This window comes from Candidatus Binataceae bacterium (assembly GCA_036495685.1).
Taxonomy (GTDB): domain Bacteria; phylum Desulfobacterota; class Binatia; order Binatales; family Binataceae; genus JAFAHS01.
The window spans coordinates 1-14,152 of the sequence record DASXMJ010000023.1; the positions used below are offsets into that span (position 1 = coordinate 1).

At 61.5% G+C, this 14,152-nt stretch carries 12 protein-coding genes; 4 read left to right on the forward strand and 8 right to left on the reverse strand.

The window, feature by feature from the left end; all coding sequences use genetic code 11:
* Window positions 1-340 precede the first annotated feature (340 nt).
* Entirely contained in the window at window positions 341-1,627 is a 1,287-nt protein-coding gene (locus VGI36_02210) for a DUF1329 domain-containing protein (GenBank protein HEY2483927.1), read from the reverse strand.
* A gap of 389 nt (window positions 1,628-2,016) precedes the next feature.
* Between VGI36_02210 and VGI36_02215 the strand changes: the two genes are divergently transcribed.
* Complete coding sequence (locus VGI36_02215) at window positions 2,017-2,469, forward strand: alpha/beta fold hydrolase (GenBank protein HEY2483928.1); 453 nt, start codon at window positions 2,017-2,019, stop codon at window positions 2,467-2,469.
* A gap of 304 nt (window positions 2,470-2,773) precedes the next feature.
* On the opposite strand, the gene VGI36_02220 is transcribed toward VGI36_02215, so the two are convergent.
* Complete coding sequence (locus VGI36_02220) at window positions 2,774-3,895, reverse strand: GNAT family N-acetyltransferase (GenBank protein ID HEY2483929.1); 1,122 nt, start codon at window positions 3,893-3,895, stop codon at window positions 2,774-2,776.
* A 410-nt stretch (window positions 3,896-4,305) separates the two neighbouring features.
* Between VGI36_02220 and VGI36_02225 the strand changes: the two genes are divergently transcribed.
* On the forward strand, window positions 4,306-5,310 hold the full coding sequence (locus VGI36_02225; GenBank protein ID HEY2483930.1) for an HPP family protein: 1,005 nt from the start codon (window positions 4,306-4,308) through the stop codon (window positions 5,308-5,310).
* 110 nt (window positions 5,311-5,420) lie between these two features.
* Here VGI36_02225 and VGI36_02230 read toward each other — a convergent pair whose 3' ends face one another.
* Window positions 5,421-6,269 (reverse strand): DNA-binding domain-containing protein, encoded by an 849-nt coding sequence (locus tag VGI36_02230; GenBank protein HEY2483931.1) that lies wholly within the window; start codon window positions 6,267-6,269, stop codon window positions 5,421-5,423.
* Window positions 6,211-7,113, reverse strand: a complete 903-nt coding sequence (locus tag VGI36_02235) for a DUF692 domain-containing protein (GenBank protein HEY2483932.1) — start codon at window positions 7,111-7,113, stop codon at window positions 6,211-6,213. The genes VGI36_02230 and VGI36_02235 overlap by 59 nt, the downstream gene beginning before the upstream one ends.
* Before the next feature lie 599 nt (window positions 7,114-7,712).
* On the opposite strand from VGI36_02235, the gene VGI36_02240 reads away from it, so the two are divergent.
* Together VGI36_02240 and VGI36_02245 are read left to right on the forward strand one after the other, a co-directional pair.
* Window positions 7,713-8,291: a sigma-70 family RNA polymerase sigma factor gene (locus VGI36_02240; protein ID HEY2483933.1), complete on the forward strand. Its 579-nt coding sequence runs from the start codon at window positions 7,713-7,715 to the stop codon at window positions 8,289-8,291.
* A gap of 101 nt (window positions 8,292-8,392) precedes the next feature.
* Entirely contained in the window at window positions 8,393-9,253 is an 861-nt protein-coding gene (locus VGI36_02245) for a zf-HC2 domain-containing protein (protein ID HEY2483934.1), read from the forward strand.
* 241 nt (window positions 9,254-9,494) lie between these two features.
* Here VGI36_02245 and purF read toward each other — a convergent pair whose 3' ends face one another.
* From purF to purS, 4 genes are read right to left on the reverse strand one after another with little or no spacing between them, the layout of a single operon-like run.
* Window positions 9,495-10,973 (reverse strand): amidophosphoribosyltransferase, encoded by a 1,479-nt coding sequence (gene purF / locus VGI36_02250; protein ID HEY2483935.1) that lies wholly within the window; start codon window positions 10,971-10,973, stop codon window positions 9,495-9,497.
* A complete protein-coding gene (gene purL, locus VGI36_02255) occupies window positions 10,966-13,197 on the reverse strand; it encodes a phosphoribosylformylglycinamidine synthase subunit PurL (GenBank protein ID HEY2483936.1) in 2,232 nt (743 codons plus the stop codon). The genes purF and purL overlap by 8 nt, the downstream gene beginning before the upstream one ends.
* The gene (gene purQ / locus VGI36_02260) at window positions 13,194-13,883 is read right to left on the reverse strand and encodes a phosphoribosylformylglycinamidine synthase subunit PurQ (protein HEY2483937.1); all 690 of its coding nucleotides are present in this window, start codon (window positions 13,881-13,883) and stop codon (window positions 13,194-13,196) included. The genes purL and purQ overlap by 4 nt, the downstream gene beginning before the upstream one ends.
* Entirely contained in the window at window positions 13,880-14,119 is a 240-nt protein-coding gene (gene purS / locus VGI36_02265; protein ID HEY2483938.1) for a phosphoribosylformylglycinamidine synthase subunit PurS, read from the reverse strand. The genes purQ and purS overlap by 4 nt, the downstream gene beginning before the upstream one ends.
* Between the last annotated feature and the right edge of the window lie 33 nt (window positions 14,120-14,152).

The following is a 14,152-nucleotide window of genomic DNA, read 5'->3' on the forward strand; positions in this document are numbered from 1 at the left end:
TGGGGTCGGCTCGCCGCCCAACGCGTTGGCGATAAAGTAGAGGCGATGGTCGGAGTCGTCGGCGGTGCGAACCGGGAATCGGGAAGAACGCCTAGACCCCTCTCTGCGCTGGGAAACTGAACCGTCCGCCAAGACTCGCGCGCTGGAAAGACTTATTGATTCCGATTGCCTTTTCGCGCGCGGGCAGGACGTGGCGATCGTGCTCGATGGCTGAGAATTCGTACGTCCGCCGCGAAAATTTCCCGCCCTGAATCGGCAAGTAGACCATGCGGGCGGGACCTAAATGACCCCGCCCGCAGGGTCTTTAAGGTTCCCCCAACCCGAAGCACTCAGCGCTAGTTCAGTGCCCCGCACGGGCCATGGCCTCGGTGGTAAAGAATTCCCGGTCAACCGCGCCCATGTTGATATACCAGCATTCGCGCTCCGGCGAGTTCGGACTCGGAAGATAACAGGTAGTCACCAGACCCGACTGCACATCGATGCTCGATGCCGCCACTACGAACTGACGTTTAAATGGATAGACTGCGACCTTGGCGTCGGGAACCGGCCGGTCGCGGTAGGTCAGCAGGTAAATCTGCGTCTTCCAGAGCTCGCCCTTGCGGTCGTAGCTGTCGACGTACGGATTGAACCAGCCCTCCCCGTCAATGTAGACGACGGTTTTGGATTGCAGCACACCGGTGATGCGCTCGGGACGCGGGGTTACTTCCACGATATATTCGTGCCGCATTTCCCAATTGTCGGGACACGCAGTCGCGCCCCCGTCGCTGGGGCAAGGCTGAGCCGGGGATTTGGCGGCGTTCACGCATCCGAGCATGTCGCGCTCGCCGACGAACTTGAAATTGTACTCTTGGAGCTTCGCCCCGAAGCCGCCGGCATGGTCCGCATCCCAGGTGTTGAGCCCGGGCGACGACGACATGATGACCTCGTTGACGCGCCGCACGCGGCGAACCTCCGGAAGGTATGCCCACGCGTCATCGGCCCGCATTGGATCCCAGTAACGGAAGCGCAGACCACCGGCCCCGCGTTCGTTCGCCGGCTGGATAATCGGATAAGCGGCCGAGCGCAGCCATATGCCCGAGACCTTGAAATCGGGATCGGTGGGGAGCGGCTCGACCTCGGTGCGCCCAATTTCCGAGTAACCCGCGACGTGGCCGATCAAGGAATTGAGAAGCTGAACCTGGGGGTGTCCGGGATTGAAGTTCACGACCTGGCATTCGAAGAAGCGCAGGTCGTAATCGTCCGTCGCGATAGGACGAAACGCAGAGTTCCACATGATTTTGGTGGCAACGTCCGCATCGTTGGGGTCGAGGAGCGGGAACGGCTGCCCGGCGACGTAACCCTCGATGGTTCGATGGTCGGCGGAAAGGCGAACCTGACCGGAATATTTCTCCGTGGCGTCTCTGTAGGGTGGTGGCCATTCGATTCGCCCCGGTGCCACGATATGCATCTCCATGCCGCGCGTTACTGCATAGTAGGTGCCCGGACTCACCAGCGATTGGATACTGGCGGCATTGGCCTGCGTGATAGTGTCACCCGGACTTACGCAGAGGGCGGGACGCGTGGATAGCCCGAGCGCAAGCAACGAGAACGTCATCACGGCCGCAAGGCGGCTCCCTACCTTAGGCATGTTTGGCACCTATCGAATGTTAGAGAGGGCATTTTGTCTGCGGGATGCATACACAAAGCTACCCGCAAAGGCAACTCGTGCTTGCGCGCAACCGTGGCGGGACGAGACTCGCCTTAGCACGGAGGCTTTTGCCACAGTCGAGGACCGCGCGAAAAAACCTCCGCCCGGAGAGGTCACAGGTCGCCTGCGGGCGGAGCGGTTCGCCGGACACTAAGACGATGGCGTCAGCGCGGCTACCAGGACCGAGCCAGTGCAAGGTCTTCGCGATTGCTCGCGACTGCGCTGGTGGTGGGGTTCCCGTGCCGGGTGCTTTCGTATCTGTGGTTTCCGGTGCAGGATGGTGTCGCAGAATTCACGCGTGTGTGCACCCATGATCGAGCAGGATTCGGATGGAGCGAACCGGCGCGCTTGCCCTTAAGCATGTCGCAGCGGGTAAAAGAACTTCACCCCCTGCTCTCGAGGGCAGGAGTCCCGGCCCCTTCGTGATGGTGGGACATTCGTATGGCGGAGCGCTGGTTCACCTCTTCGCGCATGACTATTCCGACCAAGTTGTCGGCCTGGTCCTGGTCGACTCCACCGAAGAAATCCTCGCGAGCAACACGCCCTTTCAGGATGCGATCAAAACTCAACTCGCCTCCCTCAATCCAAAAAAATCAGAGTCGCAATTCGGCATCACTCGTTTTCGCTCGAGGAACGACCCCGTACTTGCAACTGCGTTTTCGCCCCCTGCCTATGTTGCCGAGACTTCTGACGTGTCTCTATCGATGCTTGGGATCCGCGCGGAAATGAGAGGGCTAGGCGGTCCTGGGGCTTTGGGCGACCTGCCGCTCGCAGTTCATTAGTCACGGAGAGCCGATTGACGAAACCCCCGCCAGGATGCCCCTCGGGCAATTCGAACGGCAGTGGCAGACGGCCTAGGAACGGTTGGCCAAATTGTCCTCGAAGAGTTAACTGGTCATCGCCAAGCGCAGCAGTCGCAACGTCCAACTCTCGTGACCGGGACTCATCGTCGAGGAAATAAATCTCCTGGATCGCGGCGCTTCGCGAACATGTGCCGCTGAGCCAAAGCCGCGGGACTCCCGAGTAAAAATTCGACCGCCGTGAGCGAGGTCGATGAGGTCCGCTTTTTGGTGAGCTTCAGCGCGCTCAGAAATTGTGCCGGTAGGTCACGAAATTGTCGGTTACGCGAGCACCGAGGCTCTCTGCGGTGCGGCGCGATGCCCAGTTGTCGTCGAGCACCAGCGTGTAGCCCGCGTAGCGCATACCTTGTTGCGCCATGGTAAGAAACGATCGTGCGGCCATGGTCAGAGCAATCCCGTGGCCTCGTGCGCTTTCCGTCACCCCGATATTGATGAGGGCGCCGCGGGTACCGCCACCACGGTCGGGGTCGAGCGTGACCCCATGGTTGATACGCGCGAGCATGGTGCTCCAGTCGGGCACCGAGAAAACCGCTCCGATCACCTCACCTTGGACTTCGGCAATGATCGATAAGTCCGCGACCGCGGTGTCGCCCAGCGAAACCAGCATCGGACGTACCTCCGCACGGGTCACCGGGTTCCATCCCCAATGGCGCACGAATGCGGCGTTGGTTACTTCGGTCCAGGCGTCGATGGCGGCGAGAAAGCCGTATTGCCGCCAGCTTTTGATGCTCACCCCGCGAGCCAGCGTTGCGTCGACAATGTTCCGGTAGCGCGACTGCATCGCGCTATCGAGCGGAGCGGTGTAATCGACTTGGCCCTTCTCGACCTCGAAGCCAGCTTCCTTGAGATAGCAGTGGTAGTAGGCAGGATTGCCCCGCAGCAGGAATGAGGGTAGGCGCTCGTAGTTGTCGATTGCGTAGGGGTAGTCGAGAAAGGCGGCAAATCCGCTGCGCACCGCCACCATCCCGCGCGTACGCAGCCATTCCATCGCCGCGCGAAGCATGGCTACGGTCGCCTGGTTCTCTTCTTCCAGCGCCTCGAAATGAATCAGGTGTCCGAGCCGTTCGTTCCAGTGATCGTTGTAGCGGCGGTTTACCACCGCGCTCACTCGCGCCACCATCTGCTCCCCGCGCCACGCGCAGAACCCGGCAATGTCTAGATAGGGTGCGACCGGAGTGCGCCGCGTGAGGAAATCGATTTCGTTCTGAACATCCGGCGGCCACCAGGCAGGGCGTCCCGCGTAGACCTGGTATGGCAACCGCGCAAATTCTTCGAGTGCGTGCCGGCTGCTGACCTGCTCGACCCGAGGTTCGCCCCCGGACGTGATGATTGATCTGCCGAATGCCATTGGCCGTTGCCAGTCAGCGTGCGGTTGAGAATAGCACCATGGCAACTCAAGGATCATCGCCTTGGCAGGCGGGCGGTCACCCTCTTGCGCCTCAGGTGCGTACCTTGGCCGCCACCTCAGTCAGCGCCTCGCCTTCCGGGGACGAAGCCTCTCCTCATTCGGCTCAGCAGCTTCGGGGCGCTGGCTGAATGCCTTCATCAGGTTGGGTACCGTCGGAAAGGTCTTGCGGATTTCGGAATAGATTTCGGCGAGCCTGCCGCCTGCTCTTCAGAAACGGTAGGAATCCACGCCTCATCGAAGTCCCCCTGAGGGCCTTTCGATCCAAGACATCGCTACCACATCGCGCCGAAGACTTGTGGAGCGCCCTACTTCAATCACGTTTGCAGCCCCTGCCTGCTATTGTACGGCCTGTGTGTGGAGCTGAGATCGCAAGCAAACCCCAGTCGCTTCCTGCGGGCGAGGCTGGCCTTGCTGGGGGTGGGCGACTTGCAGCAGAGGCGATCGCCCTGATCTACATCGGGGTTATCGCATGGATCGCGTCCGCAACCGGAGCATTCTACGTACTGTTCCCCGAGCTCGGTGCCCTCTCGCACGATGTTTTCACCCGACCGCGCGGCACCTGGGCCAGAGCGCCGGTTCTGCTTGCTATCACTCCGCCGCTGGCCGGAGCGATCGGAATCGCGATAACGCGCACGCTGCCATATGGAATGCTTTCCGTGCTGACGGTGGTGTGCACTTCGATGCTCCTGATCGTCGCGCTGAAGTCTCCGATCGCGCCGTCCATCTCGGCAGGACTGCTACCTCTGGTGCTGGGTGTAAAGAGCTGGTGGTACCCTCCGGCGATTCTGTTCGGGACAATTCTCCTCGCCGCGCTGGCAAGTGTGTGGCGTCGCTATTGGGAGCGGGACCACTATACAAGCCGGCTCGCCGACCGCACCGAAGACGCACTCGAACGTTCGCCGCATAACTACCGCGATTTGCTCCCGCTCATCGCTTTCGTCGCGGCGGCGACCGCCGCGGTTGAGCTGACAAACCTTCGTTTCATTTTGTTTCCGCCGCTGGTCGTCATCGGATTCGAAATGTTCGGACATCCTGAAATATGCCCGTGGGCGGCACGCCTCCTGGTTCTACCCGTGGCATGTTTTCTCACCGCAGCTGCGGGATTGATTCTTTTCAAACTCGTGGGCGGCAATCCGCTGACGGCCGTGCTGGCCATGGCGGCAGGAATCGCGGTGCTGCGGGTTTTAGATCTTCACGTTCCGCCGGGCCTTGCAGTGGCCTTACTCCCGATGGTGATGGACCATCCGACCTATGCCTACCCGTTCTCGGTCGGGATCGGCACACTCTCGATGACGCTATGGTTTCGGGGATGGAAGGCGCTGGCAACCAGACACTTCCCGGGCCACCCCGCCTGACAACCTCGCCCTCGCTCCTTGATTCCGGACCAAGCGTTGCATGCCATTGCCCTGGGCAATAGACGCTCGAACCGTGATGCATGCAGCCGAATGAGTTTATTGCGGCCGGCTCAAGATGACGAGCGTGGCTGGTCCCGCTTCCCCCTGGCAGCCCGAGTGATGAGTCCCTCGGCCAGCCAGCGCGCAAGGGTGTCACGGATTGCCTGCGGGGCCTGATCCGGCGAAAGACCCCCGGCGAGAACCTCACAGACCTTGGCGAACTTGGTCGTACGCCCAAGAATCGCGAGCGCGGCAGCTTCGTTGGAACCGATTTCGCGATAGAACACTCGCGAATTTCGACGCGACACCAATATCCGATTGCGCTCGCGCCCGGGCGACTTCCAACCACGTTTCTCCTCGACCGCCCGCACAACCTCAGCAACCCGCCATTGCGCGCGCAAAACCGCACTGGCCGGGATTCTGCGCATCTTAACCGCACCCCAGAGCTCCGGCTGGAGCGCGTTCATCTCCGCTGCTTCGAGCAAGCACGCGTCCGCAGCGCAAAAGACGTCGGTGATCGCGCGCTCCAGCATTGCGAGGTCCGCAACAAACGGCGCCTCCGCGCGTAACGGATGCCCGCGCAGAAAATTGGCCAGAAATTTTCCCGCCCCCCGCACCGATGGCTCGCTGGGCCGATGTTCGATGAGATAGGCGGTGATTAAATTATGGAAGTTGGCTTCACCCAGCACCGCCAAGGTCGCCGGGTAATCCTCCTTGAGTACTTCCAGCAAGCGGTAGAAGTACATGTCGGCGTAAACGTCGACCCGAGCCTCGGCGGACAAGCGCTCGTCACCGTCGACGAGCGGCCCCAGCCTGCCCGCGGGCAGCGCGTGTTCGGCACCAAGTCCTTCGGCTACGCCGCTAGGCGCGGTGATAAGCCGATACAGGAGATTCTGCAGGTCTTTGAGCTGAAAACTCATCGCCAGTCATGTCCGCCGTGACGGTGGCTTCACAGATACGGCGCGCGCGTTCCGCAGTGTCGGCGAGCACACTGAACTCGGGAATGTTGTCGTCCCATTCGATCAGTGTGGATACTGCTCCAAACCGCCGCACCGCGCGCTGATATAGTGCCCACACTTCCTCGCGCACGGGCTGGTCGTGAGTATCGAGCAAGTGAGTACCATGATCGCTATGCCCGGCCAGATGAAACTGCACGACCCGCTCGACGGGAATCGCGTCGAGGTATAGTTCGGCGCTGAAACGATGATTGAAGGCGTTGACGAAAATATTGTTGATGTCGAGCAGAATGCCGCAGTCGGCCTGCTCGGTGACCGCGCGCAGAAACTCCCATTCACTCAGAGTCGAATCACGGAACGTCAGGTAGCTGGAAACGTTTTCCAGCAGTATCGGGCGTTCCAGAAAATCCTGCACTTCCCGGATTCGCTGCGACACGTGGCGAACCACCTCCGCCGTGTAAGGCAACGGAAGCAAATCATGGAGATTGTGTCCCGCGACTCCGGTCCAGCAGAGATGGTCTGAAATCCAGGCGGGCTCGAATCGCCTCGCCAGGGCGCGCAAATCAGCGAGGTACTTTCGGTTGAGGGGATCGGTGGTCCCAATGGAAAGCGAGACGCCGTGCAGGACAAGCGGGGCGCGGTCGCGCACCGCCGCAAGCACCTCCAGCGGACGGCCGCCGGCGACCATGAAATTTTCGGAAATTACCTCAAACCAGTCCATCGCCGGACGCCGCTCCAGGATATGGGCGTAGTGCTGCCGGCGTAGACCAACCCCAAAACCAAGAAACGGAAACGCAGAGCGCTTCATGAATGAAGATGCCGCCCGATGTTAGTGCGGACGAAGGAACTCAGTTCGTCGAAGACTTCTCCGGCTTACCTCCGTCTGCCTGACACTCCTTGCTGCTCGCGGTCATTACGAAACCCTTGCCCTTGCAGGCGTTCTGCCCTTGGCAACTGCTGGACACGGTTTTGCACGCACTCTGGCCCTTGCAGGAGTTTCCTCCCAGGCATTTAATCTGAGGAGCGCCACTGGAATCGCCGGCCGCATTTGCGACCGTCCCCGCAAACAGCAATGCAACCGCGGTCGCGAGAACGGCTCCCGTTAGTCTGATCTTGCTCATCGTCCAGTCTCCTTTTCGAGTGTCATCCAAGTTCCTGATGGGTTCAGGTCTCGCGGCTTAAGCCGAAATTCCGGCTGCGCGAAGAGTACTATACATCCCATACCTTGGGTGTCTAAACTGCGTTCCCCATCAAGTTATTCCCGGTTCCTCCAAATCGACGGGTCGGCTCCGCTGGAACCTACGGCGCCACGCTTAAGTTGGATTGGAAACATTCGGCTTTTTGGGAACTTTCTCAGCGAATGCGAGATTTTATCTGTGACGGATGCTATGGTTTTGAACTCCCATTATGGCGGCCAAGCGTGCGACCGGCGCGGAGAAACGCGAGCTGTTCGAGGCGGAGGCGCTTCCGCATCTCGACACCGTGTATGCGATGGCGGTGCGGTTGGTGCACAACGCCGACGATGCGAACGACTTGTTGCAAGAGACCGTGCTGCGCGCATGGCGTTTCTTCGATCACTTTCAACCGGGGACCAATTGCCGCGCCTGGTTGCTTACCATTTTGTTCAACAACTTCCGCAATGGCTACCGCCGCACATCGCGCGAACAGCCAGCATCGGCAACCAGCGACTTCGATCATCGGCTAGAGGCGGCCAGTCTTTCGGACCAGCGCCAGGAGGGGAATCCCGAAACCGCAGTTTCCGCACGATCGATGGATCGCGAAGTGGAAAGCGCCTTCAACTCGATGCCGGACGAATTTCGCTCGGCCTTGTTGCTCATCGATGTCCAGGAACTCAGCTACCGGGAAGCCTCGCAAGTGCTGGAAGTGCCGGTAGGCACCATCAAGTCGCGGGTATCGCGCGGACGTACGCTAATGCGCCAGGCCCTGCAGTCTTATGCCAAAGATAGGGGAATAATCCGGTCTTGACTCCAATGGATCGCAGGCCTAACTCCGAGACGATGCCGCTCTGTGGGAGCTCAGCGTCCCGGCGCTGACTATTAGAGGGGAATCGGTCAGAAGCTAATCGGGTGGATTGCGGCACTTACATAGAGCAGTTCCTTTCGGCGCACGCCGACGGCGAGTTGAGTGAGGACGAACTCCGGGCCGCCGAGGAGCATGTCGCCGGATGCGCAGCCTGCCGCGAGCGCTTAAAAGAAGAGCGCGCGCTCAAGCAGACCCTGCACGAGCATCTCGGCGCACTCAAAACACCCACCCAGGTTCGCGAACGTATTCGCCTGGCACTGGATCGTGAACAGGCGAGCGAATCCTTCCCTGAGCCGAGCCCGGCGGTCCGAGGTGCTTCGCGATCGAAGTGGTTGCGTCCCCGCATATGGGTGCCCGGCGCCATCGCGGCTCTGCTGGTAATCGGATTGACCACGCTGAGCACGTTCTCGCCACCCAGACATCCGGCCGTGCAGCTGGATCAGGCGTTGGAAGAAGCATTTTCAACTGATTCAGTTCCGCTGTTCGATGGAGGGGTCCGCCACCTCCAGAGTTTTGAGAAAAAGTTCGAGCCCAACGTGCCCTCGGGAAGCCCCGCTGACATTTCGGACGCCTATCTCGGGCACAAGATGCCCGGCTACTTATGGAACTTCGGTCCCTCGGGATTTCAACTGGCGGGCGGCCGGCTCGAGACGTTGCCTAGCGGCGACCTGGCTGCGTACACATTCTACCGCGGCGACAAGGGCGGTATTCTGTGCGTCTACGAGCACTTTCAGGGGACGTTTCCCGGGGGCCCGATACACGAAACCCACGAGCACTCCTACTACGTGTACAAAGGCTACTCGATTTGCATCAGCAAATATCCGCGCGGTGACTTCGTCTGCATCTTGATAACCCATCGCCCCATAGACGAGTTCATGCAAACGATCGCGGACTCGTCGATGTGAAGTCGGGGACCGGCGGATCCCTTTCTGAAGTAACGCAGCCGCCAGCGTTCAATCACCTGCCGCGCCCGCGGCAGCCGTCGAACGCAAACCGCCATCCTCAACGAAGCCGGGAGCGAACCTGAAACTCTGTAGACGCTCGCTGGATCCTTCCCCACCGGGGCGTCTGAACGCGCAAGAAACGCCCTGGAACGGACATCCGGTCCGGGTTTGAGCCTGCGGGAGTCGATAGCGCAAGCGGGTTTTAGCGCTCCACGATCGAGGAGATCCGCTCGGCTTCACGCTCCTTGGCATCAAAAAGGTGGAGTTGGTGAGGCTCGTGGCGGCGCGGGATCTCCACCGGGTAATTGCCCGTGAAGCACGCGTCGCAGAACTCCTCGCGCCCGCTATTGATGAACGAATAGAGCCCTTCCCAGCTCAGATAGCCCAGCGAGTCGGCTCCGATGTACCGACGAATTTCCTCGACCGAATGCGATGCGGCAAGCAGTTCCTCGCGAGTCGGCGTGTCGATCCCATAGAAACACGAATGGGTAGTGGGAGGCGCGGCGATTCGCATGTGTACTTCGCGCGCACCCGCCTCCCGCAGCATCGGTATGACCTTGCGTAGCGTGGTCCCTCTCACTATCGAATCTTCGATCAACACGATGCGCTTGTTGCGCAGCAACTCGGCCACCGGGTTAAATTTGATTTTGACGCCGAAATGCCGAATCGACTGGCGCGGCTCGATGAAAGTGCGGCCCACGTAGTGGCTGCGCACCAAACCCATTTCAAAGGGCAGGCCGGATTCTTCTGCGAACCCAAGTGCCGCCGCGTTTCCTGCGTCCGGGACCGGAACCACGATATCGGCCTCGGCAGGGCACTCCCGCGCTAGCGCGCGGCCTTGTGTCTTTCGCACCTGGTAGACGTTGCGTCCATACAGCAGGCTGTCGGGTCGTGCGAAGTACACGTATTCGAACACGCATCGCTTCGGCGGCGCGGGCGGGAAGGGTTTTATCGATCGAACTCCATTTTCGTCGATCACCAGCATCTCGCCCGGGTCGACCTCGCGAATGTATTCGGCGCGGACCAGGTCGAGCGCGCAGGTCTCCGACGCAACGATCGAGGCACCGTTGAGATTGCCAAGCACCAACGGTCGGAAGCCGTGTGGATCACGGACTGCTATCAGGCAAGACTCGGTAAGCACGACCAGCGAGTATGCGCCGCGCAGCTGCGCGAGCGCTTCGCTCACCTGGGCAACCAGCGTTGGCGCATGCGAGGAAGCGATCAGATGGATGATGACCTCGCTGTCCGAGGAAGATTGGAAGATCGAGCCATTGGCTTCGAGCCGTTCGCGCAGCTCCTGGAAGTTGACCAAGTTGCCGTTGTGCCCTACCGCCAGTCCACCGCGCTTGTACTCGACTACCAGCGGCTGACAATTCTTGATGGAGGTGGAACCGGTTGTTGAGTAGCGATTGTGTCCGATCGCGCTGGTCCCCTCCAGGCGCCCGATGATATCGCTGTTGAAGATATCCGCGACCAGTCCCATCCCGCGATGCGCAATCAACGCCTTGCCGTTGGAGGAGACGATGCCCGCGGATTCCTGTCCGCGATGTTGCAGCGCGTAAAGGCCGAGGTATGCCAGGTTGGCGGCCTCCGGATGGCCGTACACCCCGAATACCCCGCACTCCTCGTGGAAGGCGTCGAGGTTCGATTCCTCGACGCTCAGCACATCGACTTCAGTCATTGACGGCGAGCCTCTTCGGCAGCGCTTCTTCATAGCGACGCTCCAGTTCGCGCACATCTTCGTCCACCACCGGCACCAGCCGAAGCCGCGCTTCGGCCGTTACCCGTCCCAGCGAATGGCACTCAATTCCCCGGCTGGAGAAGATTTGCTCGAGCTGTCCCACGTCTTTAACCGATGACGATATTACTACCGTTGAGGCGCCCTCTCCGAACAATTCTGCTGTCGAGGTAAGGTCCCGCGCCGCGAAGTCCGCTTCCGCACCCACCACGCCGCCCGGATTAAAGCAGCCCTCGGCCAGCGCTACCACCAGCCCGCCCTCCGCTACATCGTGGGCTGATTTTATCAAGCCGCGTTCAGCGGCAGCAACCAGCCCGTCCACCAGCGCGGCCTCGCGTCCCAGGTCGATCGGCGCCAGCGCGTCATCGGCGCTGCCGAACATCGCGGCGTATTCGCTACCAGCCAGCCGAGGCCGATTGGTTCTGAGCAGCAGAATCGAATCGCCGGCCTGCTGGAAGCAAGCCGTGACCCGCCGGCTCACGTCCGCCATCACGCCGAGTACCGCGATGGTGGGGGTGGGAGGAATAGCGCGCCCTTCGGTCTCGTTGTAGAAGCTGACGTTGCCACTCACTACTGGGGCACTAAGCGAGCGGGCCGCATCGCCCAAACCGCGCACACCCTCGGCGAATTGCCACATTATCTCCGGCCGCTCCGGATTTCCGTAGTTGAGGCAGTTGGTTATGCCCACCGGCCGCGCACCCGCGCAAGCCACATTGCGCGCGGCTTCCACGACGGTGGCAACGGCGCCCAGATAGGGGTCGAGAGCGCACGCACGAGGATTGGAGTCCACCGTAAGCGCGATCGCACGCCGGCTGTGCTTGAGCCGCAGCACGGCGGCGTCGCTTAACCCGGGTCCCGAGACGGTATTACCCTGCACGAGCGAGTCGTACTGGCGAAACACCCAGCGCTTCGAGGCTACGTTGGGATTCTCAAGTAACGCTTTAAGTGCCGCAGAGGGCGCTGGAACGCGAGTGGTCACGCGCCCACCAACGCGGGAGGGCACAACCGGTTTCATCGGGCGCTCGTAAGCGGGCGCTTCTTCGGCCAGTACACCGACCGGAAGGTCGGCGACCAGCTGACCACGCCAGCGCGCGCGCCACCGGCGCTCGCCGATAACCTCGCCAATCACCACCGCGTGAAGATCCCAGCGCTCGAAGATCGCCTGCAGTTCTGCTTCGCGCCCGCGCTTGGCAACGATCAGCATACGCTCCTGCGACTCCGACAGGAGAATTTCGTACGGCGTCAGATTTGGCTCGCGCAGCGGAACCCGGTCCAGGTCGAGCTCGACTCCCAGCCCTCCCCGCGCCGCCATCTCGCTCGAAGAGGAGGTCAGACCCGCCGCGCCCATGTCCTGGATCGCGACGATCGCGCCGCTCTTGGCTGCCTCGAGGCATGCCTCGATCAGCAGCTTCTCGGTAAACGGATCGCCGACCTGGACGGTGGGGCGCTTGGACTCGCTTTGCGCATCGAACTCCGCCGATGCGAGCAGCGATGCGCCGTGAATTCCGTCGCGCCCGGTGGCGGAGCCGACGTAGAGAACCGGGTTGCCCACCCCGCTCGCGCGCGCGCTCAGCAGCTCGCCGCGGCGCGCGAGTCCGAGACAGAACGCATTGACGAGGATGTTTCCGTTGTAGGATGGGTCGAACATCACCTCGCCCGCCACCGTCGGCACCCCAACGCAATTGCCGTAGCCGCCGATTCCGCCGACCACGCCGCCCAGCAGATAGCTGGTGCGCGGATGGTCGAAAGATCCGAACTTGAGGGAGTTCATCGAGGCGATCGGCCGCGCGCCCATCGTGAAAATGTCGCGCAGAATTCCGCCGACGCCGGTGGCCGCGCCCTGGTACGGCTCGACGAAAGACGGATGGTTGTGGCTTTCGATCTTGAAGGCCGCGACCCAGCCGTCGCCGACATCGATGGCGCCGGCGTTTTCGCCGGGACCCTGGACCACCAGTTCGCTCCGGCTCGGCAGCGTGCGCAGGTGCTTGCGCGAGGACTTGTAGGAGCAGTGTTCCGACCACATTACCGAGAACACGCCGAGCTCGGTGTAGGTGGGCATGCGGCCGAGGATTGTTTCGATCTTCTGAAATTCGTCCGGGGTGAGGCCGTGCACGCGAGCTTGCTCGCTATCCACGCGCGGCTCACCGGGCAGTGAAACCGGAATCATCGCGCGCTCTCGATAATCGAGCGGAAAATCTTGAGGCCGTCCTCACCGCCGAGCAGCGCCTCGACCGCGTGTTCCGGATGCGGCATGAGGCCGAACACATTGAATCGTTCGTTGGCCACGCCCGCAATCGCGTGCAGCGAACCGTTGGGGTTTGCCGCGTCGCTCTGCTGTCCGGCGGCGTCCACGTAGCGTAGCAGCACCTGCCCGCGCTCTTCCATCTGGCGAAGTTCGGCTGCCGGCGCCACGTAAAGTCCCTCGCCGTGCTTGATCGGCAACTTGAGCACCTCGCCCTGGCGCAGCGCGCAGGTAAACGGGGTCTGCGCGTTTTCGACGCGCACATGTACAGGCTCGCAGATGAACGACAGGGTGCGATTTCGCGTCAGCGCACCCGGCAGCAGATGAGCCTCGCACAGCACCTGGAAGCCGTTGCAGGTGCCAACGACCAATCCGCCCTCGGCGGCGAATTTGGCGACGCTGTCCATTATCGGGGAAAACCGTGCGATCGCGCCGCAGCGGAGATAATCGCCGTAGCTGAAGCCCCCCGGCAATAGCACGCATTCCACACCTTGAAGGGAGGTGTCTTTATGCCACAGCAGCGATGCTTCCTGGCCCATCACCTCCCGCAGCGCCCAGAGCGCGTCGTTGTCGTCCAGCGAACCGGGGAACCTGACTACCCCCCATTTCATTCGCCTTCGACCTCGAACGTGTAGTCCTCGATGAGCGGATTGGCGAGCAACCGCTCGCACATCTGGTGTGCCTGGTCACGCGCCTCGGCAGTCGATTGGGCGCCGATCTCAAGCACGATGTACTTGCCGATCTTGACGCCGGCAACGCTCTTGAAGCCAAGGCTCTTCAGCGCATGCTCGACTGCGCGGCCCTGCGGGTCGAGGATTCCCCTGCGCGGGGTAACGAAGACTTTCACCTGCAAGCGCGGACCCTCCTCCCCGCGTCCGGC

What these genes read in the sequence shown, in the direction of transcription:
- VGI36_02210 (HEY2483927.1), bottom strand. Translation starts at nt 1,627, where the DNA reads ATGCCTAAGGTAGGGAGCCGCCTTGCGGCCGTGATGACGTTCTCGTTG.
- VGI36_02215 (HEY2483928.1), top strand. Translation starts at nt 2,017, where the DNA reads ATGGAGCGAACCGGCGCGCTTGCCCTTAAGCATGTCGCAGCGGGTAAA.
- VGI36_02220 (HEY2483929.1), bottom strand. Translation starts at nt 3,895, where the DNA reads ATGGCATTCGGCAGATCAATCATCACGTCCGGGGGCGAACCTCGGGTC.
- VGI36_02230 (HEY2483931.1), bottom strand. Translation starts at nt 6,269, where the DNA reads ATGAGTTTTCAGCTCAAAGACCTGCAGAATCTCCTGTATCGGCTTATC.
- VGI36_02235 (HEY2483932.1), bottom strand. Translation starts at nt 7,113, where the DNA reads ATGAAGCGCTCTGCGTTTCCGTTTCTTGGTTTTGGGGTTGGTCTACGC.
- VGI36_02240 (HEY2483933.1), top strand. Translation starts at nt 7,713, where the DNA reads ATGGCGGCCAAGCGTGCGACCGGCGCGGAGAAACGCGAGCTGTTCGAG.
- purF (HEY2483935.1), bottom strand. Translation starts at nt 10,973, where the DNA reads ATGACTGAAGTCGATGTGCTGAGCGTCGAGGAATCGAACCTCGACGCC.
- purL (HEY2483936.1), bottom strand. Translation starts at nt 13,197, where the DNA reads ATGATTCCGGTTTCACTGCCCGGTGAGCCGCGCGTGGATAGCGAGCAA.
- purQ (HEY2483937.1), bottom strand. Translation starts at nt 13,883, where the DNA reads ATGAAATGGGGGGTAGTCAGGTTCCCCGGTTCGCTGGACGACAACGAC.